21 protein-coding genes and 1 pseudogene are annotated in these 25,406 nt (G+C 37.0%); 2 read left to right on the top strand and 20 right to left on the bottom strand.

Features of this window, described 5'->3' with window-relative positions:
* Positions 1-54: 54 nt before the first annotated feature.
* From EJF25_RS03285 to EJF25_RS03335, 11 genes are all read right to left on the bottom strand, one after another.
* Positions 55-1,656 (bottom strand): O-antigen ligase family protein, encoded by a 1,602-nt coding sequence (locus EJF25_RS03285; protein WP_370685698.1) that lies wholly within the window; start codon positions 1,654-1,656, stop codon positions 55-57.
* Between the two features lie 138 nt (positions 1,657-1,794).
* Positions 1,795-2,664: a DUF1573 domain-containing protein gene (locus tag EJF25_RS03290; RefSeq protein WP_235016694.1), complete on the bottom strand. Its 870-nt coding sequence runs from the start codon at positions 2,662-2,664 to the stop codon at positions 1,795-1,797.
* A gap of 185 nt (positions 2,665-2,849) precedes the next feature.
* Positions 2,850-3,098 carry a hypothetical protein gene (locus tag EJF25_RS03295; protein WP_125040033.1) on the bottom strand — a complete coding sequence of 83 codons (249 nt, stop codon included), beginning with the start codon at positions 3,096-3,098 and terminating at the stop codon, positions 2,850-2,852.
* 13 nt (positions 3,099-3,111) lie between these two features.
* Positions 3,112-3,984, bottom strand: a complete 873-nt coding sequence (gene lepB / locus EJF25_RS03300) for a signal peptidase I (RefSeq protein ID WP_125040360.1) — start codon at positions 3,982-3,984, stop codon at positions 3,112-3,114.
* A 4-nt stretch (positions 3,985-3,988) separates the two neighbouring features.
* Positions 3,989-5,668, bottom strand: a complete 1,680-nt coding sequence (locus tag EJF25_RS03305; RefSeq protein WP_125040034.1) for a DUF5127 domain-containing protein — start codon at positions 5,666-5,668, stop codon at positions 3,989-3,991.
* A 38-nt stretch (positions 5,669-5,706) separates the two neighbouring features.
* Positions 5,707-5,961, bottom strand: a complete 255-nt coding sequence (locus EJF25_RS03310; protein WP_125040035.1) for a hypothetical protein — start codon at positions 5,959-5,961, stop codon at positions 5,707-5,709.
* Positions 5,952-7,892 carry a transglutaminase domain-containing protein gene (locus tag EJF25_RS03315; protein WP_370685690.1) on the bottom strand — a complete coding sequence of 647 codons (1,941 nt, stop codon included), beginning with the start codon at positions 7,890-7,892 and terminating at the stop codon, positions 5,952-5,954. The genes EJF25_RS03310 and EJF25_RS03315 overlap by 10 nt, the downstream gene beginning before the upstream one ends.
* Positions 7,893-8,504: 612 nt before the next feature.
* The gene (locus EJF25_RS03320; protein WP_370685699.1) at positions 8,505-9,560 is read right to left on the bottom strand and encodes a BF3164 family lipoprotein; all 1,056 of its coding nucleotides are present in this window, start codon (positions 9,558-9,560) and stop codon (positions 8,505-8,507) included.
* Positions 9,550-9,774, bottom strand: a complete 225-nt coding sequence (locus EJF25_RS03325; RefSeq protein WP_125040038.1) for an NVEALA domain-containing protein — start codon at positions 9,772-9,774, stop codon at positions 9,550-9,552. The genes EJF25_RS03320 and EJF25_RS03325 overlap by 11 nt, the downstream gene beginning before the upstream one ends.
* Before the next feature lie 161 nt (positions 9,775-9,935).
* Positions 9,936-10,988, bottom strand: a complete 1,053-nt coding sequence (locus EJF25_RS03330; protein WP_125040039.1) for a helix-turn-helix domain-containing protein — start codon at positions 10,986-10,988, stop codon at positions 9,936-9,938.
* A 432-nt stretch (positions 10,989-11,420) separates the two neighbouring features.
* Entirely contained in the window at positions 11,421-12,464 is a 1,044-nt protein-coding gene (locus tag EJF25_RS03335) for a winged helix-turn-helix domain-containing protein (RefSeq protein ID WP_160119367.1), read from the bottom strand.
* A 341-nt stretch (positions 12,465-12,805) separates the two neighbouring features.
* On the opposite strand from EJF25_RS03335, the gene EJF25_RS25375 reads away from it, so the two are divergent.
* Entirely contained in the window at positions 12,806-13,123 is a 318-nt protein-coding gene (locus EJF25_RS25375) for a transposase (protein WP_235016695.1), read from the top strand.
* A gap of 297 nt (positions 13,124-13,420) precedes the next feature.
* Here the strand turns inward: EJF25_RS25375 and EJF25_RS03345 are convergent.
* Together EJF25_RS03345 and dnaB are read right to left on the bottom strand one after the other, a co-directional pair.
* A pseudogene (locus EJF25_RS03345) lies at positions 13,421-14,611 on the bottom strand (IS256 family transposase).
* Between the two features lie 1,540 nt (positions 14,612-16,151).
* On the bottom strand, positions 16,152-17,702 hold the full coding sequence (gene dnaB / locus EJF25_RS03350) for a replicative DNA helicase (protein WP_125040041.1): 1,551 nt from the start codon (positions 17,700-17,702) through the stop codon (positions 16,152-16,154).
* A 133-nt stretch (positions 17,703-17,835) separates the two neighbouring features.
* Between dnaB and ispE the strand changes: the two genes are divergently transcribed.
* A complete protein-coding gene (gene ispE / locus EJF25_RS03355) occupies positions 17,836-18,660 on the top strand; it encodes a 4-(cytidine 5'-diphospho)-2-C-methyl-D-erythritol kinase (RefSeq protein ID WP_125040042.1) in 825 nt (274 codons plus the stop codon).
* Positions 18,661-18,907: 247 nt separating this feature from the next.
* Here the strand turns inward: ispE and galE are convergent, their stop codons facing one another.
* The 7 genes from galE to EJF25_RS03390 form a co-directional block, all read right to left on the bottom strand.
* Complete coding sequence (gene galE, locus EJF25_RS03360) at positions 18,908-19,942, bottom strand: UDP-glucose 4-epimerase GalE (RefSeq protein WP_125040043.1); 1,035 nt, start codon at positions 19,940-19,942, stop codon at positions 18,908-18,910.
* Between the two features lie 224 nt (positions 19,943-20,166).
* Positions 20,167-20,739: an electron transport complex subunit RsxA gene (rsxA, locus tag EJF25_RS03365; protein WP_125040044.1), complete on the bottom strand. Its 573-nt coding sequence runs from the start codon at positions 20,737-20,739 to the stop codon at positions 20,167-20,169.
* A gap of 8 nt (positions 20,740-20,747) precedes the next feature.
* Complete coding sequence (gene rsxE / locus EJF25_RS03370; protein WP_125040045.1) at positions 20,748-21,335, bottom strand: electron transport complex subunit RsxE; 588 nt, start codon at positions 21,333-21,335, stop codon at positions 20,748-20,750.
* 14 nt (positions 21,336-21,349) lie between these two features.
* Complete coding sequence (locus EJF25_RS03375; RefSeq protein ID WP_125040046.1) at positions 21,350-22,084, bottom strand: RnfABCDGE type electron transport complex subunit G; 735 nt, start codon at positions 22,082-22,084, stop codon at positions 21,350-21,352.
* On the bottom strand, positions 22,081-23,073 hold the full coding sequence (locus tag EJF25_RS03380) for an RnfABCDGE type electron transport complex subunit D (protein ID WP_125040047.1): 993 nt from the start codon (positions 23,071-23,073) through the stop codon (positions 22,081-22,083). Before EJF25_RS03380 ends, EJF25_RS03375 begins: the two co-directional genes overlap by 4 nt.
* A gap of 6 nt (positions 23,074-23,079) precedes the next feature.
* Complete coding sequence (rsxC, locus tag EJF25_RS03385; protein WP_125040048.1) at positions 23,080-24,417, bottom strand: electron transport complex subunit RsxC; 1,338 nt, start codon at positions 24,415-24,417, stop codon at positions 23,080-23,082.
* Between the two features lie 38 nt (positions 24,418-24,455).
* Positions 24,456-25,400, bottom strand: coding sequence for a Fe-S cluster domain-containing protein (locus EJF25_RS03390; RefSeq protein ID WP_125040049.1), 945 nt, complete (start codon positions 25,398-25,400; stop codon positions 24,456-24,458).
* Between the last annotated feature and the right edge of the window lie 6 nt (positions 25,401-25,406).

Here is a 25,406-nt window from a genome sequence, read left to right on the forward strand (position 1 = left end):
TAAGACAAAATCATTCATCTGAATCATCTCGGAAGATATTATTAAGGAAGAAACTTAATTACTATTTTCCTCATTATTATTCAGTGAAACTACCAGTTTCTTAACCTCTTCCCGCATCTCTTTCACCGCTGTAGACTGAACTTTAGGTTCCTTTGTCAGCACTATTTCCGCTATACTTTTCAATTTCTCCAATTGCCTGTATCCGGGTTCCGCATAAAGTTTCGCCAACAAATAATAAGGATAAATCCGGTTAGGTAACCGATGCGTAGAACGTATTAACCATCCTTCCGCCTTTCCATACTCCCCTTCCGCCTGATAGTTCTTACCTATTATATTTAGAACCATCGGATCATTACAATACACAATTGCTTCTTCAAGTATTTTTGTCGAGCTTTCGTAATCTTTCAACTTATGCAAACAATGCCCATATTCAAAAAGGAAAGCACCATTACTATTTAACTCCGAATATAATGATTCATAACCCTCTTTGGCAGCCTGATAAGCGCCTATTTTATAAAGCATCTTGCAGCTAGACCATCTTTTACAAGCATCATACCAATTATGATTCCAATAAAATGTCCCCCACAACGTAATCATTACGGTAAATAATAGCATATAAAAACGTGAACGCCCCACAATACAGGCTGCCAACAGAAAATAAAATGCCACTGCAAAACCGGGAATTTGCATAGGATAAGAAAAACATGCGAATATTAAAACAGAAATCACACCACCACAAATACTGAAACGTTTTTCGGTAACACCTTTCCAAAGGCCAAAACTTATTACAAACAACACTACCAACAAGAAAGGAATACCTTGTTCCACAGCAACCTGCAAATACTCATTAAAAGCATATTCCGGACTCCCGGCTACCAATTCTTCCGTTTCAGAGTAATTTGCATTGGCAAAATATTTTTCCTGAGCTCTTCCGTATGCATAAGTGAATCCATTTGAACCATATCCCATTAATGGCTTTTCTGCAATAGCAACACTAGTAACCTTCCACATCAATAGCCGTCCATTAGCTGAATCAGCTTTTAAAAAGAAAAGAGCATAACCGGAGGCTGACACTACTACTCCCCCAATGACAGCAACCAGAAACACCCTTTTCTTATATTTTTTTACTATCTTTCTCAAACGAGTTCCCCATGAATAATGTGCTCCATATACCCATAATCCGGAAACGACCGTTGCCAACCATGCGGAACGACTCATTCCTGCGGGCAAAACACAGATAATCAATAAGATTACACCTAAACTTACATAATATTTCCCTTGTTCAATCCATTCACGGTTAGCCTTATCTTTCAACAATAGCCATTCTCCCAAACAAACAGGAAATACCATCGCCAAATAACCTGAATAAGGTCCCGGGTTATAAAATGACCCCGTCAATGCAAATAATGAATGGTGAGATCCCACCTGACCATATATTTGCCCTAATCCCCATATAGCTTCAACACCACCCAGTAAAATTAAACTCCAAACAACTGAGCTATAGAATCTATCTCTCTTTCTATCATTTATACTAAGAGAAAAAAGAGAACATATTGCAAATACGACAGCCATTCTACTGAGCCACATCTTTTGATATGACATTTCTCCTGTATCAAAATAATCCGGAGAAACTAACACTACTCCCAAAAGTGACATTACCCCTATGAACACTACCAGACTAACAACAAATCTCAAACTAATCCAACTAGTAGTGTTTATACAATACATTCTCTCTTTCATAATTTAAGTTAAGGTTTATGGTTATATATCTATAAAATCATGGAAACATACTATTTATTTAGCATCTCCGCTAAGTTTGACCAAAAATGGAGCATTCTTCGCATTACAATACACCGTAATAGTTTTATTAAAATGCTCTGGATGTCCCGCCTGATAATATACTTTAATCGGTATCGATTTACCTGGTGAAACAGGTTGCTTATCATACTCCACAACCGTACATCCACAAGATGTTACCATTTCATTTATCACTAAAGGATTCTCTCCCGTATTGGTGATTTGAATTTCCCTTTGTTGTTTCGCGTTCCAGGGAAACTCTCCGAAATCCAAATGAGTCTCAGATAAAGTAGCAGTTGTCAATTGCCGATTATTCACCCCATTAGAATATCCCTCCTTACCTGAAATAATACTCATATAAAGCTCCTTCACTTTCGAGTTATTTATTGGATTACCCATAGCAATCACTTTATTCTGTTCATCTAACAAAAAAGTCTGAAACATCGCCTCCGAAGGAAAATGGTTCAATTCGTTGATAGAATCCTGTTCATCTATACAAACCGGATATTTAAACTTATCAAATAGCAGAACCCGACGAATCTCATTCCGACTCTTTGGATGAAAGTAAAACAAAAAGCGCACAACATCAGGATATAAAGAATCAACATCAGCTATATACTTCTGCCATTCGTTCAGTTTCAATTTGCAACTGATACATCCAATTGAATCAACATAAGAAAACACCTTATATTTACCTCCTGTCGGAGAAGCAACCGTATCATTTCCTTGTATTGAGAATATTGGATTATTAGGAAACAATATTTCCCGATGCTCCCATTCTTTCAATATAGATGCTATATTCTCCTTTCTACTATCTCCGCAAGAGAATAAAAAGAATAACAATAGCATAATACTATACTTCATCATTTGTTTCGTCACTGTCCAATACATTTTTGTTCTTATCCTCTTCTTATAGATTCAGACTCTTATGTAATTTCCATATCATTTCGTCAGCGAAAGTAGGCGATAAAAGCCAAATCGCAAAAAATTTTGGCTGACCATTTCGGACCAAAGATATTTTTCTCTAAAACCGCCCCTTTAATGACCTTTCTTTAATCAACTAAGACATAATACTGTACAGTCAAACATCTTTTTGATAGATCTTCCACCTCCGCCTGATAATTCACACCCAGACACAATCCACCGTCATAGAATCCACCTTTTAAAATCTCAATAAAAGAAAAGAGCATAACCCAGAAGCAGCCATTCCATTTTCCCCCAATAGCAACAACGGGAAACACTCTTTTCATATTTTTCAAACTAATACCGGCAATAGCTAAAAAACGAACTATTATTGCCATCCCAATTCCAATCCTATTCTATTTTCTTCATTATCCGATTCCAACGCGTTTTATCTGTATTCCTATTTTTCGAATACCAGATTCGAGTTGCTTTTCCGACAATATAATCCTCCGGCAACATTCCCCAATAACGGGAGTCTTTTGAGTTAGCCATCTTATCACCGGAAACAAAATAATAGTTTTTCAGGAAACGATATTCATGTATCACACTATCCCCCAATAATACCTTACCACCTTTAAGATACATTTTTTTCTTCTGCTCCCAACCAACCAATTGCCTGTAAAGAAGAAAACTGGTGTCATTCATTAATACACATTGTCCCTCTTTAGGAATAACCAACGGACCGAATTCCCTGATATTCCAGTCCAAGCGATTATCATTCGGAAAAGTTTTAGTTACAATACCCCATTTCCCCGGATCTTCCAAATCGGCAAGTTCGAGTTGAGCTTTCCTATTGCCCAAAATATCATTACAGCCACGTATTTCATAAAGTCCGCTCCTTATTTCAAGGGTATCTCCCGGCAGAGCAATACATCGTTTCACAAAATACCGCATGATATCCATATGGACATAATTCCATTTCTTACGATATGGAAAATTAAAAACCAACACATCATTCCGCTTTAAATCTCCAAAGGCCGGAAGTCTGTAGATTGGAACCTCTTCATTCTTTAGAGAGGCAGATACATCAAACAAACGTGCACCAAGCACCAACTTGTTTACTAGTATAAAGTCACCATCCCGCAAAGTAGGCTCCATCGAATCAGAAGGGATTTTGAAAGAAGCGAAACAAAAAAGTTGAAGAAGGAACAAGACAACGCAAAAGCAACTTCCCCAAAACAATATATTCAGGACAGCATTTAAAAATCTCTTTATGTAATTCATTCCGTTATTCATCGCTTCTTCTCTGTAACTCTAACAGTTCCTGATAAGCTATTAAACCTAAAACAGACTTCACTTCTTCCTTATTTGCAGAAGGTATCTGTTCGACAGGAACCTCCCGTTGTTCAACTGTTACTTTCTTCAATGCTACAGAATCGTTTTGCTTCTCAACTGTTATTTTCTGCTGCTTCGTTACTATATTCACCAAAAAATTCCCCCATTGAGACACAGCATTCCAATGTCTTTCGGCATAATCAAAAGATTTTTCTGCTTTAACCACAGCCAAAGTCATCATCATCATATCAGAAGCCATTTCTATTGCATAGTCATTGACACTCTCCTGATGAATAGCAATTGGAAAAAATCCAATATCAAAAGGAGGAAATTGCTTACGCCAATGTCCACTTTCACAGCAATCAAAGACTGGTTTCAAAAGACCTTTCATCCAATCAATACGTTCGTAAAACAGTAAATAAGGATAGCTGCCAAAAGCATCGCGCACCCTACCAACGATATTGCCATAGCACAACAATTCACCATCCGGAGCGACCGAGATTCGGCGAGTAGACATAAAGTTACGATAAAATGGAAGCATTTTATCGGCTTTAATACTACTTTCTTCCAGTAATAGTTTATGTAAATAATAGGAATCTACTTCATTACACTTACGTTGCAACGACTGATACTCGTTACCCATATTTCTCAGAGCATCTTTTATACCCATTTTTTTACCTTTTTCCCAATAGCAAGGCAGATTCTCACCAAAATATTGTAAAACCTCTCCTTCTTTATATCCTAAAAGAAGCACACCATTATCCTTGCCGTTTCGCATCATATTCTTCTGTGACAGGATAATACGTCCATCCTTATAGGCCGATTGCATATCATCTTCCGACTTCATCGCTATGTACAAACTATCTCCCTGTATGATCTTCCAACCTTCCTTTATTGACTCTTTTATTCTAACCCGGTCAAACATCCATTCCATATCCAAATCGAACAAGATTTCAACATTGTGCTGCTGACCGTTTTTAGATATAACCTGATAAGAAATGAATCCTGCCGGACAACCCATAAAATCGCTGTTCTGCAACAAAGCAGGTGAAACAAAACTCAATTGAAGTTCCACTTCGCCGCATTGGAATTTGTAATGCGTTTGGGTAGCTTGAATATCGACTGATGTTAATTGAGCAGTAACAATATCCTTATATTCCTTATTTTCGACATATATTCCGTAGTCCAATAACGCTTTGTTAGCAATGTCATAGCAATGAGCGGCAAGCAGATTATCTCCTTCTCGCAACTTCTCAACAATCGTATCCGGAAGTTGTCGGCAACCGACTATTCGGTCAGTATAATCAGAATGAACCACCTCGTCACCATTAAGATAAATAGTAGCAATATCATCACAAAGGAACCGAATATACAATTTTCGGTCATCTAACTTCTCTTTATCCAATTTTACATTTCTGCGGACAAAGATATTATTAACATCCCAAAAAGTGTTAGTCACATACCAAAGCCCCTCCGTCCCGAAAGCAGCTCTTCCCTCCTCCCAACCGGTATCATTATATTCAGCTTTTTTCCAATCATCTTCCGGACACAAGAAAGAATACTTTCCCGTCCAACCGCAACTATCTCCCGCCAATGGAGCCAAAGCTTGAATACGCAATGAGTCACCTCCCATAAAACGATAGCCTTTTCCATCTATATATATTATTCCAATTAAAGGAAATTCCTTCTTTTGGGCAAACGAAGGTATTGATGATACAAAGTATCCCCTGAAGCTTCTATAGAAAAAGCCGGTGCCAAAGAAAGCAATGTATGCCGTGGCGGATGAATATTGCTTGCTATGACTTCTTTTCTCTCCGGTGAATCACAGGCTGTCAGCAGACAAATGACATACAAACATACCACTAGTAAACTGCTGCTACAGTTTAACGAGTGACCATTATAGTTTATGTTTTCTTTCATTTCCATACTTGACGACCATTTTCGTAAACAAATATTCTTTCCTGTACTCCACGTGTACGATTATGCAATAATAAAATCGCATTTCGCGGAATATTACGATACACCAGAGAATCTGTAGTCGCTTTCACTATACCGGCAGATTTCCAGTTACCATCACAATAACACAACTCAAAATTATCTCCCGGACGGATATAATTATCACGGTTGGCAGGAGTATAAACAATCTTATCCACCTGCATCGGTTCGCCAAAGTCCAATCCGGTCCAACCACCGTCATTTTCCAGATAATCAAAACAAGTCCACGTTTGACCATCGAAAGCGTTCGGATATTCATGGCTACCATCTTGTTGGTAACACCCATAAGTACCTATTGCTTTCCCCTTTAACGGAACGGTATCATTAACTCCATAAAAAGCAATCTCGGCAATCTGACAATGAGTATTTTTATAACCGAAATATCTGATATAACGGTACTTCTTGTTATTCCAACTCTTTACTGATGTGTACAAGCGTTTAGGTTTTTGTTGAATAATAAACAAGGTGTCTTTCTCAGCAAAGTCAGGACGGTTACTCCCCTCAAACACGCCACCAACAAGTCGATCTCTAAATAAAAACTCTTTTTCTAGTGGAAATTTAGAATATAGTACCACCTCTTCGGTATCTTTTCCACAAGAATAAAAATGCAGTTCATTTGTCATCCTGTCTATATAGAAAGGATCTGTTATATAAGACAATGCCCCATTATCATAAGTAGCCACGCGAAGGATTGCACCTTTACGTATATCTTTAAATACTAAATTATCCACATCATATTCCGTCCAATCGGCGGGAACCCATTTTTCCCGATCAGTAATACATAGGTATGCTATTTTTCCTTTCGCCTTATCTTTGCAGATCTTAGATGAAGGGATCTTCAGTTCCCTCATATAATAGCGCGCATAGGTATAAGTTACATCTTTAAATTTGGGAAGTTTCCAAAAGGGATATAACTCTGTGCTAAGACTAGCCATTTTATTATATAACTCCTTGTTTGCACTAAAAGTAGAACGATAAACTTTCACCGCATCATCATTATTATACCAGCCATCCTTACAAACATAGACAAAAGAATTGGGAAATTCTGTTTTATAATCTCTTCCCTGCTTATCCCATGCAGTCAGCCAGAAATGGCCCGCATTAGCAAGATCACATCCCAATATAAAATCCATTGCACAGGGAATGCCCAAAGCCCGGAGTAAATACATGCCAAAATCTGACCGATCCCTACACGTACCGGTCATGTAAGGAACATATTTCGGACCTATATGACCAAAAGAATAGGGTGATACTGTTGAATTACGAGTGAATTTATCCGGCAACCTACTTATCAGATAATTGGCAGCGACTATTGGATCCTCTTTATCCAGTTTGTCCGACATACGCAAAGAATCAAGTAACGGATTATAGGTATTATAATACTCTTCACGCCAATAAGTCAAAGATTCATTATCAATACGATACGGCAGAATATATTCACAAAAAGTATCAAATGACACATGCTTTGTCCAAGGCTGTTCTTGCCATACTTTAAACGCCCACTCTATATTATTACATAAATAGGCGGAATCCACCTCTTGTATATCACATTTTTTTTCCAGTTCACCTATTGGTCCAAAAACTTGTTTCACTGAATCTGATATTTGTTCAGGAGATCTTTTTGGAAAGTCCTTCAGCCAAACATAGAATATTTTATAATTTTCTAACTGTTCCCCGTCAGTATACTTGTAATACGACATATTCTGAATTAGAAAGCAGGCAGCCTTATATTTAAGACTATCAGATGGATCTTTCTGGTAATAACGAAGTACTTTTTCCAATTCATACCGATTGTCTCCAGCTAATTGTAAGGAAACCTCCAATGGAGATATTGACTCTTCTTGAGTAGTCAATAAATCCATAATCTGCCATCCTAATACGATAAGTAAGACTATTAGGACCAAATGAAATCCATAGCGTTTTAACATACTTTCTTATCAACCTTTATTTTGCATTGTATCTTTATAATAAGACTAATTATACACATTCAGTACTTTTATCGTTTTTATATGAATCATACTATAGTTTATCTTAAAATTAGAAGAAAGGAGTAAGCTGAATACCACCAATACTTTCCCTCTCAGAGGTAATAAACAGCTCTCCCCTTTCTAATATTTTCTTATAATCTCTTTAATATATAATTCATATTACTTTCCATAGTATTCAACTTTGATGATAAATATCATATCTTTTCGGATGCGAAAGTAAGCGATAAAACAGCAATTACCAAAAGAGATTACTGACAAATTCGGACCACGCCTATTTTATATTAAAAACCACCATTTCATCGACAGATGAATAAGAATAAAACCCAGTCATTTTTCATTTTTTTATAAGATAAGATTGATGAAAAATTGATCCTATCTCACCACTTAATATAGAACAAGGAGCATATATGATGTGGAATAGATCCGGCAAAATCCATACCCCATCAATATGCTCCTTTAAAAAACAGTTATTATCTACCACTACTCCTAACCAAAGCGAAATTTCACTATTGGTTGGTCGTTATTTACATCCGTTGCTAAAATAGTTTTTGTAGCTTCATCAACCCAAATACCAGTTATGGAGTGGTCCAGTATATATTTGCATAATGGTTCCCCTTTCAGATCGAATACATATATATATTTACCTCCTTCTGGAAGACGACCATTATTTTTTGCCAATTCTTTAAAAGTAGTGCCATTAAATACAGCATAAATAGCACTATCCGTCACTTGCACATCACTAAATCCCTTAATTCCTATAGGTATTCCATACCCTCCGGAAACTTGAAATTCAGGTTCACCATGTTCACCTATACGAACAATATGAGTAGTATCTTTTAAATTATAGACTTCTACAACTTCTCCCAATTGAGTAACAACTGCCAACACACCATTTTTGGAATTATAATCTAGAAAACTGCGCCAAGCTTGAGCTAAAGCCGGACGTGCATATTGCATCGCCTCTTCATTATCAGATGGAATCTCACCTATCTTATTCACAAGATTCCCTTTACGATTCACCCAACATAAACGTTTTTCACCCGAATAGTCTGGAATAATGAAAATAGTATCATTATATATAGCGAAATCAAGAGGTCTTAATAAATCTCCATCCAATGTCACCGCTTCATCTCGAAGAAGTGAATCACAGGATGGAGAAAAAACCAACCTAGTTAATTCTTTTTTATTAGCATCTAATGTCCACACTGCATGTTTACCAAATCGTACATTCTCCAGAGATAACATATCAGAAGGGGAATCGCCACGTCTTCCAAAAGAACATAAATACTGAAAATCAGGGTATTGAAAGAGGTGACCATAATAATCGAAACCATGTAAATCCATTATAATAGCTCTATCTCCTTCTATATGAATCCTAAAAGGATAACGAAGCAAAACAGAATCAAGTTCTATAACTTCTCCTATTATTTCTTTTTCTTGCGGAAAATCAGCATAAGGATATATGTTCTCAGAATATTCCTTCTGCTTTATCCCACACGAAACAAAAAAAAAGAGGAAGAGGAGGCTAATACTATTTTTCAAGACTATACCCAATACCATAACGTTCAACCTTTTTATGATCTATCGGACAATCAACATCTCCTATTCCAACGCATCTCAAAATTTGTGCTCCTTCATCAGAAGCCAATGCTTCTACATTATCTAATAACAATAAGCTTGCTTTATCTTGACTATTTTTTTTAGTATTCCAAACAGCCACAAAACATATAAATAAAAAAACAAAAAACATTTTCATATTAGTTCACTTTTTTAATATTAAAATTAATTACGGTACGAAGATAGAGAAGAGAAGACGATATACCAAAAAAAGAAGCTGACCATTTCGGACCAACTATATTTTCTCTTATATCCCCCCTTTTCATCGGAGTATTTCAAAGTTAGTTAATAGAAACTTTATTAAAGAAGCAATTGATAAGTAGTCGATGTATTCCTATTTATGTCTATTGATGGCTCTACCTTCTGAATACAAGAACGCAAACGACCTATTGATTTATGAAGACGGTCATTTATAACTTTACCACCCCATAGTTCTTTCATTATACTTTCATCCGTCAAAATATAATCATGCTCTTTAGCTTTAAGAAAAAGTTCCAGCAATTGACATGATTGAGGCTGAAGCTTTTCTTGTCCGCCTCCCAATTTTTCTATTTTTTGTAGTCCAGCATAAAACACAACATTATCATGCAAAACATATGATCGTATAGGAGTATTAGCCATTTCTTGCACTACTTCTATCACAGGAACTTCTACTACTTCTTTTTGTCGCATCGATTTCATCCTCACTATAACATTTATGCTAATTTTGTAAATCACATACACACAAATAACATACAATAATAAATAAAACAGAATCTCAATATACATCATCTCCCATAAAGAATAATGAAGATAACCCATAATCTCTATTTCACAAGCGTAGCCAATATAAATAGTAAAAACTAGATTTGACGGTGTATACCATGGACTCTGAGAAGAATTACTAACTTTTACTTTACCGTCCTTATCCAATACAGAAATGGATAATGCAACTTTAAGATATTTATCAGATCTCCTTAGATATTCCTTCCAAATTTCATTCAAAGAATCAGTGTTTAAAGGAGTTTCTTCAAGAGTTAATGAATGTAATAAACGGACATTTATATCAGTTGTTATATTCATACGATGTTTCACAGGATCAAGCCGATACCAATGCATTCCAGACTTACCTCCAATACAAACAGAGTCTGGTAAATCGGCAGTTAAAGGAGTTACTCCATCATATTTAAATGAAAAAGTTTTTTCTAAGTTTCTACTTTTAAATTCAAAATCTAATGCTTTAACAAAAGCATCCTTTGCTTTTTGCTGAACTTCAAACTTCTTTGATTCATAAGTAACTCTGCAAGCAATACAGAAAACAATTCCTCCAAGAGTAATTGTTACAGTTAACAGGATAATGCTTATACGCTTCATAATGTTTATCTTTATGCTATTTTGTGACGCAAAGATAACACTTAGTAATCAATTTTAGTCAAATCCTATCAAACAAAAAACATCAAGTGTACTGAATATGATTAATCATATTCAGTACACTTGGAACAAATACAATAAAATATTTGACCATTAACACCATATTTTTGATAACTAACTTATTTCCATTTTAGCTTAGTTTCCTAAAACTTGAAACTTTCCTTTGGAAAATGATATTAGCATTCATTTATCCTTCAAAACATATATAATTTATTTATAAACTATAGTTATCGAATACAAGTATCATTCCAACAAAATTAAAAAATGAAAAACTATATATCTCCAAAAATGGGTGACTATTTGCGACCAAATATTTTTCATATAAAAATGCTCCATTTCATCGAGGCATAAAACTATTCAATTCTAGACAATAAGTCAAACAAAAAGCTGATAAGTATCTAAATTTTCTCTCTCAATACGAATAGGAAAATCTGTCATCAAATAAGTTCGCAAGCGTGCAACCGCCTTATGTACACGTTTTAGATGACCAGAACCATCAGGCCATAACGTATTCATTATTTCAGCATCTGTCACTATATAATCTTTAGAATTTAAAAATAATTCAAGCAATAAAGAAGCTTGCAATGGTATTTTTTTCCTTTCGCCATCTATCTCAATAACTCTTTGTTCGGCATAAAATATAAAATTTTCTCGTAAAGCATATGAATTTACGTGAGGTCCATCACTTTCTTTCACAAAAACTGGTATATGTACCTCTTTTATTTTGACTTGACGCAATGTTTTAATTTTAGTCAGCATATATGACACTATAATATATGCTGCAAAAATAGAAAGAACATAGGATAATAGATAGATTAAAATCCACCACCCTAAAATAGACCATATCGAATAATTTATAAAACCTGTTACTTCTATCTCAAAAGCATATCCAATATAGGTAATAAACACAGGATTAATCTTATTACACCAGGCACTATTAACAGTTGTGGTCACCGTCGTTACATGATGACGATCTAAAATTGATAACCTTAAAGCCGATTGTGAACATATTTTCTCTTTCAATAATAGTGCCTTCCATATGTGATTAAGCGAATCTGGCTGAATTGGATTTTCATAAAAAACACCTGATTGTAATGCACGTAGTTCCACATCATTCGTAGTACTATTATTATGCTTTTCAATATAAAATTTAAAATAGTGCTTTCCTGTTTCGTCCATTATATAAACAGAATCAGGATATTCAGTTTTTAATAGAGATGCGGTAGTCGAATTTGAATGCATAGGCATATTAGGAATATTCCGGTTCCTCATTTCTATATTCAATGCCTCTATAAAAGTTTTCTTTGATTTCGCTTCAAACTCCAAAAGCTTTGAATCATAAGACATTTTGCCGATCCATCCCCAAATTAGTCCTAATACGATTATTATAGCTACAAATATATATCGTTGTATTAACATTACCATTAAATTTTATTTCAATACAAATGTAACATTTTCTACTTTACGTCTTACTCAAAATATCCATTTTATTAATTATAAAATACTGAAAAAGGATATTAATAATCATATCACCACAATAAATTAAACAAGAAGCTAATAAGTATCTAAATTTTCTCGTCCAATACGGATGAGAGAGCCAGTCATTAAACTCGTTCATAAACGTACCCGTAACAATCATGGGGAGGAAATGATTAAACCTGCACTTCAGAGATTGTTTCTAAAGCTGATCGCATGATTTTAAAGTTCTCACAGGAAGAACTCTGATTTATGAACGTCAAATAGAGGAATGCTACGAACAAATGAGAGAAATCTACAACTCATATTTTACACCAGAGATAGAACTCTTGGAAACAATTCGGGGAATAAAGCAGAATACTGCTATGAGAATCATTGCAGAAATAGGAAGCGATATGAAAGCATTTCTTACAGCTTCCGCTATTGTCGAATGGGCAGGGCTAAAAACTAAAAATGAAGAAAGTGCAGGAAATATCAAAGGAAAAAAGACATTGCGCGGAAATAAATATTTAAGAATTTTACTTATTCAATGCACACAGGCGACTTGTAGAACTAAAGAATCCAAGTTCTTTTATAAATATAAACTCTCTCGAAAAGAATGAATCATAATAAGGTATTGCTAGCTAATACCAGAAAACTATTGGCAATCATTTGGAATATATTCAATAAGAAACAGTCGTACACAACCAAAACTGTGGAAACGTAAGACTGTTTAATAAAAGCAAATCTAGTTAAGAACCTTATTTGTGGTGAAAAAACATTCTTGCAAACTAGTAACAAAATTACATCTGGACATAAAAATGGGTTTGAGATAGAAAGCTCGAAGAGAAAATTAATATATGACTTTCAAAGGCACTGTCCATAATTTTGTGTAAATAGAAAACTACAGGATTCTGGTTTTATACTTGAATCCTGTTTTCAAATATAGTAATAAATTGGTTAAATATCAATGCCCAATTCCAAATAGGTTGATCCCATTTTTTTTCGATTTCATTAATGGCCAGATAGATAGACTTTTTCAGGGCATCATCATTTGGGAATGATAGTTTGTTTTTGGTGTACTTTCTAATCTTCCCATTCAGATTTTCAATGAGATTAGTGGTATAGATAATCTTTCTAATCTCGACGGAGAACTCAAAGAATACGGTCAGTTCTTCCCAATTATTTCTCCATGAGCGTATCGCATATGGATATTTAGCACCCCATTTTTGCTCAAAGTTATCCAACTCCATCTCTGCTGCTTCTTTAGTAGGTGCATTATAGATGTTCTTTAAATCGGCAGTAAACTCCTTTTTTTCTTTCCAAACGACATAGCGACAGGAGTTTCTAATTTGGTGTACCACAAATATTTGAGTAGTAGAGGGCGAAAATACTCTCTTGATGGTTTCCGTAAATCCATTCAGGGGATCAGACTGTAATCAGAATATCTTCTACACCACGGGCTTTGAGATCTGTTAAAACGCCCATCCAAAAAGCAGCACTCTCATTTTTGCCAATCCACATACCCAATACTTCTTTCAAGCCTTCCTTATTCAGACCTCCACATAGGTAAACAGTCTTGTTGCCGTTTTTCCTGACTTTGAATACAATGCCATCCAGACAATCATATATAAACTTTCCAAAGGCTGATTTTGCCACTCTGTTGCAGCCTGGCTGACTTTATTGGTGATAATGGAGATAGCAGAGGTAGATAGATTAATACCGTATATTTCCTGTATCTCCGACTCAATATCAGTGACGCTCATACCTTTGGCATAAAGAGAGATGGCAAGACGTTCAATAGATAAGCCACGGGATTGATACTTAGGAACGACAATAGGCTCAAATTCACCTACCCAATCACAAGGAACCTGAATAACAGATTCCCCCATTTCTGTTTGAATCTGCTTCTTATAACTACCATTGCGGGAGTTACCACTATGATTTCCTTGATTGGAGTGTTTCTCATAACCTAAGTGGTTATCCAGCTCTGCTTCCAACATTTGCTCATAAACACGAGTATGGAGCTCTTTCATGAAAATAGTCACATCTTCACCTGTTTGAAACTGAGATAGGAACTCTTTACTTAAAAATTCTTTCAGAATGTCCATAAAATCTGATTTTTACAAAGTTAATACATAAATAAAAAACTACGAGATAAATCCCGTAGTTTTCTATTTACACAATCAGATGGAGAGTCCCCTTTCAAACAAAGGGTAGTGGGAAGCAAACGCACTCTTTTTATAGAGGAAATATACAAAATAATTCAATATTTTCTGGTTAATTTAGTATTCGCAAACAATCTTCCTTCATCGTCATATTTACACGTATCTATTTATACCACAGTCTAATATAATGAAGTAGCTCTTTTGATAGTCTCATTTATATATATACTTACTCTATCAAAACTTTTTTTTACTAAAAAATGTAGGTAGCAAATGCTCCTTCATCATATCTAGCTATTCAACAGTTAGTTATCAAAAGATATGACGAAGTAGGAAAGTGATTTCATTTGCAAAATAAACACTCTTTTTCGAAAAAAAGATCGTTATATTTGCATCTAAACATCTCAATGTTTAAAAAAAACATTTAAAAGAATAAAAACAATCTTCCTATAGATTTAAATCATCGCTACTTTTGCTATAACTGACTACTCTTTTGCTATAATCGAATGTCCTTTACTATAGATCAAGAGTTCGATTGCGAAAGATTGACTATATAATTTTACTTAATCAACCACTCCATTTCAGGTATATCTTTCGCTCAACTTAAGTATATCTCTCACCCAACTCAAGTATATATTTCACCCAATTCAAGTATCTATTTCTCATCACTCTCCTATATGTTTCATATAACTCTTCTATAACTTTCTGACAACTCTAGTACATCTTTTGAAAGGCTCATATAAATGTTTAAACAACCAACAGGACAAATTACAAGTGATAGATTGAATGCTGTCTATTAATAAGAAAAAAAAATCTACTATATACCGTTTAGATCAAACTGCATCATTGAAAAAAGAAGCTATGCCATTTTTGATTAACCTCATAGATAATATAGACATTAGTATGACTAACATCTATATTACTAATCCTAAATAAGTACCTAAAAATACTTATTTATTCAATCTTGCAGATATACCAGAACCTATAATATATTTTATTAATTAAATAATATAACTCTCAGAATATACATTACTATTAGAGACAAAATGTTATGAAGACAAAAGTAGATAACAGATATCTTAATGCAAAAAAAAATAAGTGACCATTTGCGACCTCTTATACTTTTTATTAAAAAATCCCCATTTTATCGAAGTAGAGAATATTAAATAAAAAATATATTTAATTCTTCATATTATAAAGGCACTACATTTAAACAATATATTGTTAGATCAAATGTTAAAATGACAAGCAATATAATATCTATATAACATTAAACAGAAAGTGTGCGATCACTTGTAAATATAGAATGTCCAAAATATCGATAGCAAAGGAAAACAAAAGAATAGTAATAAAAATATATTTCTCATTTTGATTGCACCAAAGATATTTGTTGTTTTGTTTCAATTCCATAAGCACAATTAAACCAAATCGTGTTAGCGAAATGTATTGGCATAGAACAATTTCAGTTTCAAAAGGTACACAAAAATTAAAATGGCAAAGGACCTTCAGCCGGTGTTCCAAGCGGATTATCCGTTTGTGGAGCAAAATCCGGTACTGGTGGTGGAGGAACAACCCCTACATTCAGTTTAGAGCCTAACATAGCAGCAGATTCACCCGGCATAGGAATAACCATATCATCTTCCGGATTGGAGAAACGTGTAAATTCTCCTTTAAACCTAAGAAGTACCTCTCCTACGGCACCATTACGGTGCTTGGCAATCACAATTTCAGCCATGCCACGAAGATCATTACCACGATCATCCTGATAAATTTTATAATATTCCGGACGATGAATGAAACATACCATATCGGCGTCCTGCTCGATGGCTCCCGATTCACGAAGGTCACTCAACTGAGGACGTTTACCGTCAATACCTTCACGACTTTCTACACCACGATTCAACTGTGACAAAGCTATTATAGGAATATTCAACTCTTTCGCCAATCCTTTCAACGAACGAGATATAGTACTAACCTCTTCCTGACGACTACCAAAGGCCATACCACTAGCATTCATCAACTGAAGGTAGTCGATAATAATGATTCGTACTCCATGTTCACGAACCAAACGACGCGCTTTGGTACGAAGCTCGAATACTGACAAAGATGGAGTATCATCTACATATAAAGGTGCATCCAGCAAATCTTTTAATTTATAATCGAGCTGCTGCCACTCATAAGTTGCCAATTGTCCACTCTTGATTTTATCACTAGGAATCTCACAAACGTTCGAGATCAAACGATTGACCAACTGAACGTTACTCATTTCAAGAGAGAACAACGCTACCGGATTACGATAATTTACCGCTATATTTTTTGCCATGGAAAGTACAAAAGCTGTTTTACCCATAGCAGGACGGGCAGCTATAATAATAAGGTCGGAATTCTGCCAACCGGCAGTCATCTTATCAAGTTTCGTATATCCACTTTCAAGACCACTTAAACCATCTGTTCGCGCAGCAGCTTTCTGTATCAATTTATAAGCTTCATCAATCACCGGATTGATCTGCGTATAATCTTTCTTCATGTTCTGCTGCGAAATCTCAAATAACTTACCCTCCGCTTCCTGCATCAAGTCGTCTACGTCGAGTGTTTCATCAAAGGCTTTACTTTGAATATTACTTGTAAAGGTGATCAATTCACGAGCCAAGGACTTCTGAGCTATGATCCGGGCATGATATTCGATATGTGCCGAAGAAGCCACCTTACTACTCAACTGAGTAATATAGAAAGGACCTCCCACTTCTTCCAGTTCTCCACGTTTACTTAGCTGCTCTTTTACCGTCAGGATATCCACCGGCTTCTGGTTTACAGCAAGATCTGTTATCGCAGAATAAATTAATTGATGTCGGTGTTCATAGAAAGATTCCGGACGAAGTATCTCACTTACCAATGAATACGCATCCTTCTCAATCATCAAAGCACCTAAAACAGCTTCTTCCAGCTCGGGTGCCTGAGGTTGAACACGACCATAATCATTGATCGGTTGTACTTTGGTTGATTTAGTATTTCGAGTATTTTTTCTTTGCTCAGCCATGAATTCTTTGTTAATGGGATGACAAAGATAAAACATAATCATGAAGAATAGATAAGGAAAAATGAAGATTTTAGTAACTTTGCACACACAATGGTAATTTAACGAATCATTAACCTCTTAATCAATCAACAAAATGATCACTTTTCCTAATGCAAAAATAAACCTCGGACTTTCTATCACGAAAAAACGTCCGGACGGATATCACAACCTGGAAACGGTTTTTTATCCTGTAGCTCTTGAAGATGCGTTAGAAATCCATACTTATTCGCAAGAAGATAAAAAGTTCGCTTTATACCATCATGAGCTAGAAATAACCGGTAATCCGGAAGATAATTTAGTAGTCAGAGCTTATTTATTGCTCGACAAAGAGTATCACCTTCCTCCTATCGAAATTCATTTGTATAAACATATCCCTTCAGGAGCAGGATTGGGAGGTGGGTCGGCAGACGCTGCCTTTATGTTGAAATTGCTCAATGAATATTATCGACTGAAACTGACTGATAGTCAATTGGAAGTATATGCAGCTACTTTAGGAGCTGACTGTGCCTTCTTTATTAAAAATACGCCAACCTTTGCTGAGGGTATTGGGAACATTTTCTCTCCCATTTCGCTCTCATTAAAAGGATATCAAATTGCCATAATTAAACCGGATGTATTTGTATCTACACGTGAAGCCTTTTCTAAAATTCATCCTCATCATCCGGAATTTCCGGTAAAAGAAGTGATCCGAAGACCAATTGAAGAATGGAAAGAACTACTAATTAATGATTTTGAAGCTAGTGTATTTCCACAACATCCGATAATCAGGGAAATAAAGGAAGAGTTATACTGCCAGGGGGCTGTTTATGCTTCCATGAGTGGCTCCGGATCCTCCGTATTCGGTTTGTTCAGACCTGAATGTCGCATCCCGGATTTTAATTTTAAAGAGGGGACATTCTGCTACATAGGAAAATTATAAAAGTATTTTCAACTATATATGCAAAAAACGGTACCACGACTCTCGTCGTAGTACCGTCACAACACAAACACAAAATAAAACACGACAAAACTACTATGCAATCACCTGTCTATACCGGGGAGGTATAAGTACTAACTAGGTATATTCACATACACACTAAGAAGCATCAGAGTGGCTTGCAAAGAATTAAACAAACAGTTTCTTTCATTTGTTTAAGGTTACATCAAAAAAAAATTTATATATAATATTATTGAATTCCTCTTTCACGGAGTTTCAACTGCCAGTTCCATGCAGAACGTAATGTGTCCTCCAATGTTTCTACAGCTTTCCAGCCTAATTCCTGATTTGCAAAGTCCGGATTTGCCCAAACTTTTTCGATATCACCAGCACGACGACCAACAATCTCATAATTCAATTTTACGCCTGTGGCCTTTTCAAAGCCATTAATCAATTCCAATACAGAAACTCCACGCCCTGTACCGATGTTGAATACTTCAGCTTTTGATTTTTGTTTCTTTTCAAGAATACGACGGATAGCTATCACATGGGCCTTAGCCAAATCCACAACATTGATAAAGTCGCGGATGCAAGAACCATCAGGAGTATTATAATCATCACCAAATACACTCAGTTTTTCACGGATACCCATTGCAGTCTGAGTGAGGTACGGGATCAAGTTCTGAGGAACACCGTTCGGCAGTTCACCTAACAAAGCTGTAGGATGTGCACCAATCGGATTAAAATAACGTAACATAATAGCATTAATCGGAGCTCCGGATGTTATTGTATCACGAATAATTTCTTCATTAATCTGTTTTGTATTTCCGTAAGGAGATTCTGCTTTCTTGATCGGTGCTTGCTCTGTTACCGGCAGTTCGTCCGGCTGACCATAAACTGTACAGGAAGAAGAGAATACAATGCCTTCTACTCCATGCTTAGGCATCAGTTCGAGTAAGTTGATTAAAGAAACCAAGTTGTTACGATAGTAAAGCAACGGCTTTTGTACAGATTCACCAACTGCTTTACTGGCAGCAAAATGAATAATAGCTTTAATTCCTTTATATTTGGTAAATACAGCGTCTAGACCCGATAAATCAAGGCAATCTAATTTTTCGAAAGCAGGACGAATGCCAGATACTTTCTCTATATTATCCACAACATCTGCACTTGAGTTTGACAAATTATCGATGATGATTACTTCATATCCACTATTTTGTAACTCCACAACAGTATGAGAACCAATATAGCCGGTTCCACCCGTTACTAAAATTCTTTCTTTCATAAACTTTACAAATATGGTTAGCTCTTTCGGTTTCCGATTTATTTGAGCTACAAATGTATGGAAATAAAATTTAGAATGCAATAATCAACTATAAATTTATTTTCCTCGGGGGAATAATAAAATATAATTCGGGAGAAATAACAAAAAAGTTGGAAACACACGATCTGTATACCTACATACAGAAGTGGTCTCCAACTCCTCTATTAAAACTATTTATCAAATATTTACACGACTCCGGAAAATCCCATGAACGCCATAGCCAACAATCCGGCTGTAATCAAAGCGATCGGGGTTCCCTGCATTCCTTTCGGAACTTTCACTAAACTCATTTGCTCACGCAATCCGGCAAATAATACCAATGCTAAGCCAAAGCCCAATGCTGTTGAAAATGCATATACAACTCCCGTCAGCAAATCATAATCTTTCTGGATAACCAAAATAGCCACACCTAAGATACAGCAGTTAGTTGTAATCAACGGCAGGAATACACCTAATGCCTGATATAATGCCGGAGATACTTTCTTCAGAATGATTTCCACCATCTGGACTAATGCAGCAATTACCAAGATGAATGTAATTGTCTGTAAGTATGCCAATCCGAAAGCGTCCAATACAAATTTCTGAATCAGGAACGTTACAATGGTTGCAATGGTCAGCACAAAAGCTACTGCTGCACTCATTCCCATAGCAGTTTCTACTTTCTTAGATACACCCAAGAACGGACAGATACCCAAGAATTGCGACAATACGATGTTGTTTACAAAGATTGCCGAGATAAATATCAATATATATTCCATTTCTCCAATTATTTATCCTTTTTCAAACAATTAATCAAAGCAATAAGGTATCCTAAAGCGATGAAAGCACCTGGTGCTAATACAAATACCAACATACCATATTCTTCAGGTAAGATAGTCAGATCGAATATTTTACCTGTTCCGAGAAATTCACGAACAGCACCCAACAAAGTCAGGGCTATAGTAAATCCAAGTCCCATACCGATACCATCGAACATAGAAGCAATCGGGTTGTTTTTAGCAGCAAAAGCCTCTGCACGCCCCAATACAATACAGTTTACTACGATCAACGGAATAAAAAGACCGAGCGTAGCATATAAATCGGGAACATAAGCCTGCATGATCATCTGAAGTAGGGTTACAAACGATGCAATTACCACAATGAATGCCGGAATACGTACCATATCCGGAATCAGATTCTTTATGGATGAAATTACCACATTCGAACAAATCAACACGAACATAGTGGCTAGCCCCATTCCCATACCATTGATAGCCGATGAAGTAGTACCCAATGTGGGACACATACCAAGTAGGAGCACAAATGTAGGATTCTCTTTGACAATCCCGTTCATCATTACTTTAAAGTTATTCATAGCTGTCTCCTTTCTTATTTAGCACTGACAGAATCAGTAGTTTCAACTCTAATAGTAGCTCCTGAAGCTGCATCCATACCGGCAGCTCTCTGAGAAGCTCCTGTTGTTCCATTCACATCACCGCCGTTTCCGGATTTGTAAGCCTGATAAGCAGCATTTACCGCATTCAAAAAGGCACGTGAAGTAATAGTAGAAGCAGTTATAGCATCTACCTGACCTCCGTCTTTGCTAACAGTCAGCGGAGATTCTCCCGGATTCATTCCCAAAATAGACTTATTACTCTCGTCATGTGATATGGATTTTTCACCTTTAGCAGGATCATACGCGCCAAACCATTTATCAGCTTTAGAACCCAAGCCCGGAGTTTCTGCATGAGCCAGCAAAGAGTAATTGTATATTTTGCCTTCTGCATCAAATCCTACCAATACTTTCAATTCTCCACCAAATCCCATTGATTTAGCTTCTACAGCTGTACCCACCTGAGTTTCACCGTTCTTTGCCGGATAAACTATAAAATCCACAATTTTCTTTCCGTCTTTCTCGCTGAAAATCGTATCACTTTCGGCTACCGGATTATTGGTAAATTCAGGAAGAACCTTTTTCAGAGCCTCATTCAGCGTTTTTGCATTCGCTTCGGCAATGGGACCCATTGTAAGTTCATTCACGTATGCCAGTAATGCAACAGAGACAGCAGTAACACCTGTAAGTACCAGCAACATATTTTTCAAAGATGATTGTAACTTTTTCATTTCTTCTTCGCTACCTCCCCAAAGCGTTTAGGTTTACAATAGGTATTAATCAGCGGAGTAAACGCATTCATTATCAGGATGGCAAACGACATACCTTCAGGATATGCACCGAACAAACGGATGATTACCGTCAGCAGACCGATACAAACACCGTAAATCAGCATGCCTTTTTTACTCATCGGAGAAGTCACATAATCGGTTGCCATAAATACAGCTCCCAACATCAGACCTCCTGAAAGCAGTTGCAACACCGGAGATACATATTTCTCCGGATCAGCCAGATGCATGATTCCTGCAAAAACAAATACAGTGACCAAAATGGATACAGGAATATGCCAAGTGATAATCTTTTTCCAAAGCATATAAACTAATCCTAGCAACAATGCCAATGCACTTACCTCTCCGATACATCCTCCATTCTGTCCAATAAACAGACTAAACGCATCCGGAAGCTGGCGCAACGCATTGGCATCGCCATAAATAGCTTGTTTCATTAATGCCAGTGGAGTAGCTCCGGTAGTAGCATCGGTATACGCAGTCAGTTGTCCAACTATCGGCCAACTTGTCATCTGCACCGGGAAAGAGAGCAGCAAGAACACACGTCCTGCCAATGCCGGATTGAAAGGATTACAACCTAATCCACCGAAAGACATTTTACCTACGCCAATAGCGAACAATGCTCCCAGAATAATAATCCAAATAGGCAGATTGGAAGGTAAATTGAATGCCAGCAACACACCTGTGATTATAGCAGAACCATCACAAATTGTTGTAGCAGGTTTCTTCATCAAGAATTTAACGATAGCCCATTCAAAGAACAAACAGGCAGCCACGGAAGTAGCCGTGACAATCAGAGTACCCAGTCCGAAGAAATAAAGAGACACCAAAAATGCCGGTATAAGTGCAATCAGCACGCCATACATATTCTTTTGCACGCTGTCTCCACCATGAACATGGGGCGATAATGATACTATTAATTTATTTTCCATAATTCGTTATTTTTTAACCTGACGTGCACGAATCATTGCACCTACCTTACCTTTACCCAAACGGCAATAGTCAAGTAACGGACGGTTTGCAGGACAAGTGAACTGGCAAGATCCGCATTCGATACAATCCATGATTCTTTCTTTTTCCATTCTTTCAAAATCGGCATTCTCAGATAAAGCCCCAAGCAAATATGGCTCCAGCCCCATCGGACAAGCACTAACACATTTTGCACAACGGATGCAAGTTTGTTCTTCACCGCGTTTTGCTTCCTTCCGATTCATAATTAGAATGCCAGAACTTCCCTTCGCAGTAGGAACATCAATATTCATCAATGCCTTACCCATCATCGGACCGCCACCTATTACCTTTCCCGTATCTTCCGGTAAACCACCGCAAGCATCAATCAACTGGCTCATCGGTGTACCCACACGTGCCAGAAAGTTGGATGGCTTTGCAACAGACTTTCCTGTCACAGTAATCACCCGTTCGAACAATGGTTTATTTTTCTGTACTGCTTGATAAACTGCAAATGCAGTACCTACATTCTGTACCACCGCTCCTGTAGAAATTGGTAATGCACCGCTGGCAACCTGACGTTTAGTAATTGCATCAATCAGTTGTTTTTCACCTCCTTGCGGATACTTTACTTGCAAAGGAACAACTTCGATACCGGCATAGCTGGAAGCTACTTTTGTCATCAGTTCAATAGCATCCGGCTTATTATTTTCGATTCCGATAAATGCTTTATTTACCTTTACGGCTTTCATCAAGATAGAAACACCTACCATAATTTCTTCCGCATGTTCCAGCATCAGCTGATGATCAGCGGTCAGATAGGGTTCACACTCCACTGCGTTGATGATCACGCATTCTGCTTTAAATGAAGGAGGAGGACAAAGTTTTACCTGAGTAGGGAAACAGGCTCCGCCTAAACCTACAATACCAGCTTCGGCGATCTTCTTCACAATTTCTTCAGCCGAGAGGTCGCATTCTTTCACCAGAGTTGTGCTACGATCAATCGATTCTTCCCATTCATCACCTTCCACATCAATATAAATAGCAGGTTTGGCATAACCACTAGCATCGATTACCGTATCAATTTTAGCTACCTTACCACTGACTGAAGAGTGAATTGCAGCCGAAACAAAGCCGGCCGGTTCGGCAATCTTAGTACCCACCTTTACCACATCTCCCTTGGCCACAATCGGTTTGGCAGGTGCACCAATGTGCTGCCCTAACAAAATGACAGCCTTTGCAGGAACTTCCGCAGTGATAATAGGATGATGTGCCGACAATTTATTCTCGTGTGGATGAACTCCACCAATTGAAAATGTCTTTAACATACAATTCTGTATTTTATTCTGTTATTATTCTGTTACTTTTAAGCTTCATCCACTGTAGTCTTCGGAGTTTCTACAGCCTTTGGAACTTCTGCTACCGGAACTTTCGTTTCCTTTTTAGTAGGAGCTACCTTGGGAACAGCAGATGCGTCCTCTGATTTCGGTTTGCGTGGAGGGAAATTCAAAGCAATAATGGTTCCCTGCGGACAAACTTCTTCACATTTACGGCATGATTTACATTTATACGGATCAATATAAGCCAAATTATTCTCTAAAGTAATTGCTTCAAATGGACATATCTTGACACATTTACCGCATCCGATACAGCTTACAGTACAAGCTTTACGGGCAACAGCTCCCTTGTCTTTATTGACACATTGTACGTATACACGACGGGACTTCTTACCCTGTGGACGAATTTCAATGATAGACTTCGGACAAGCTTTCACACAAGCTCCACAAGCTGTACACTTCGCTTCATCCACCTCAGGAAGCCCTGTTTCCGGATTCATGTGGATAGCATCAAACTGACAAGCAGCCACACAGTCACCACATCCCAAGCAACCATAGCTACAACCAGTCTCTCCACCATATAATGAAGCAGCAATGGCACAACTCTTTGCACCATCATATTGATTGATACGTGGACGGTTAGCACAGGTTCCATTACATCTTACTACCGCTACCATTGGCTCAGTTTCACCAGCCGCCAGTCCGAGAATATCGGCAACTTTCGCCATGACAGGTTGTCCACCCACCGGACAAAATTTACCATCCAAGGAACCAGCCTTGACACAGGCATCAGCAAATCCGCTACAACCGGGATATCCACAGCCGCCACAATTGGCCTGAGGTAACACCTCACCTACCTGAGCAATTCTCGGATCTTCATACACGGCAAATTTCTTGGAAGCGACATAAAGGATAGCAGCCAGAACAAGCGCTATTGCCCCCAATGAAATTACTGCAATCAGAATCAAATTCATAGTGTT

The sequence above is a fragment of the Bacteroides faecalis genome, from assembly GCF_003865075.1.
In the GTDB taxonomy this organism is placed as follows: domain Bacteria; phylum Bacteroidota; class Bacteroidia; order Bacteroidales; family Bacteroidaceae; genus Bacteroides; species Bacteroides faecalis.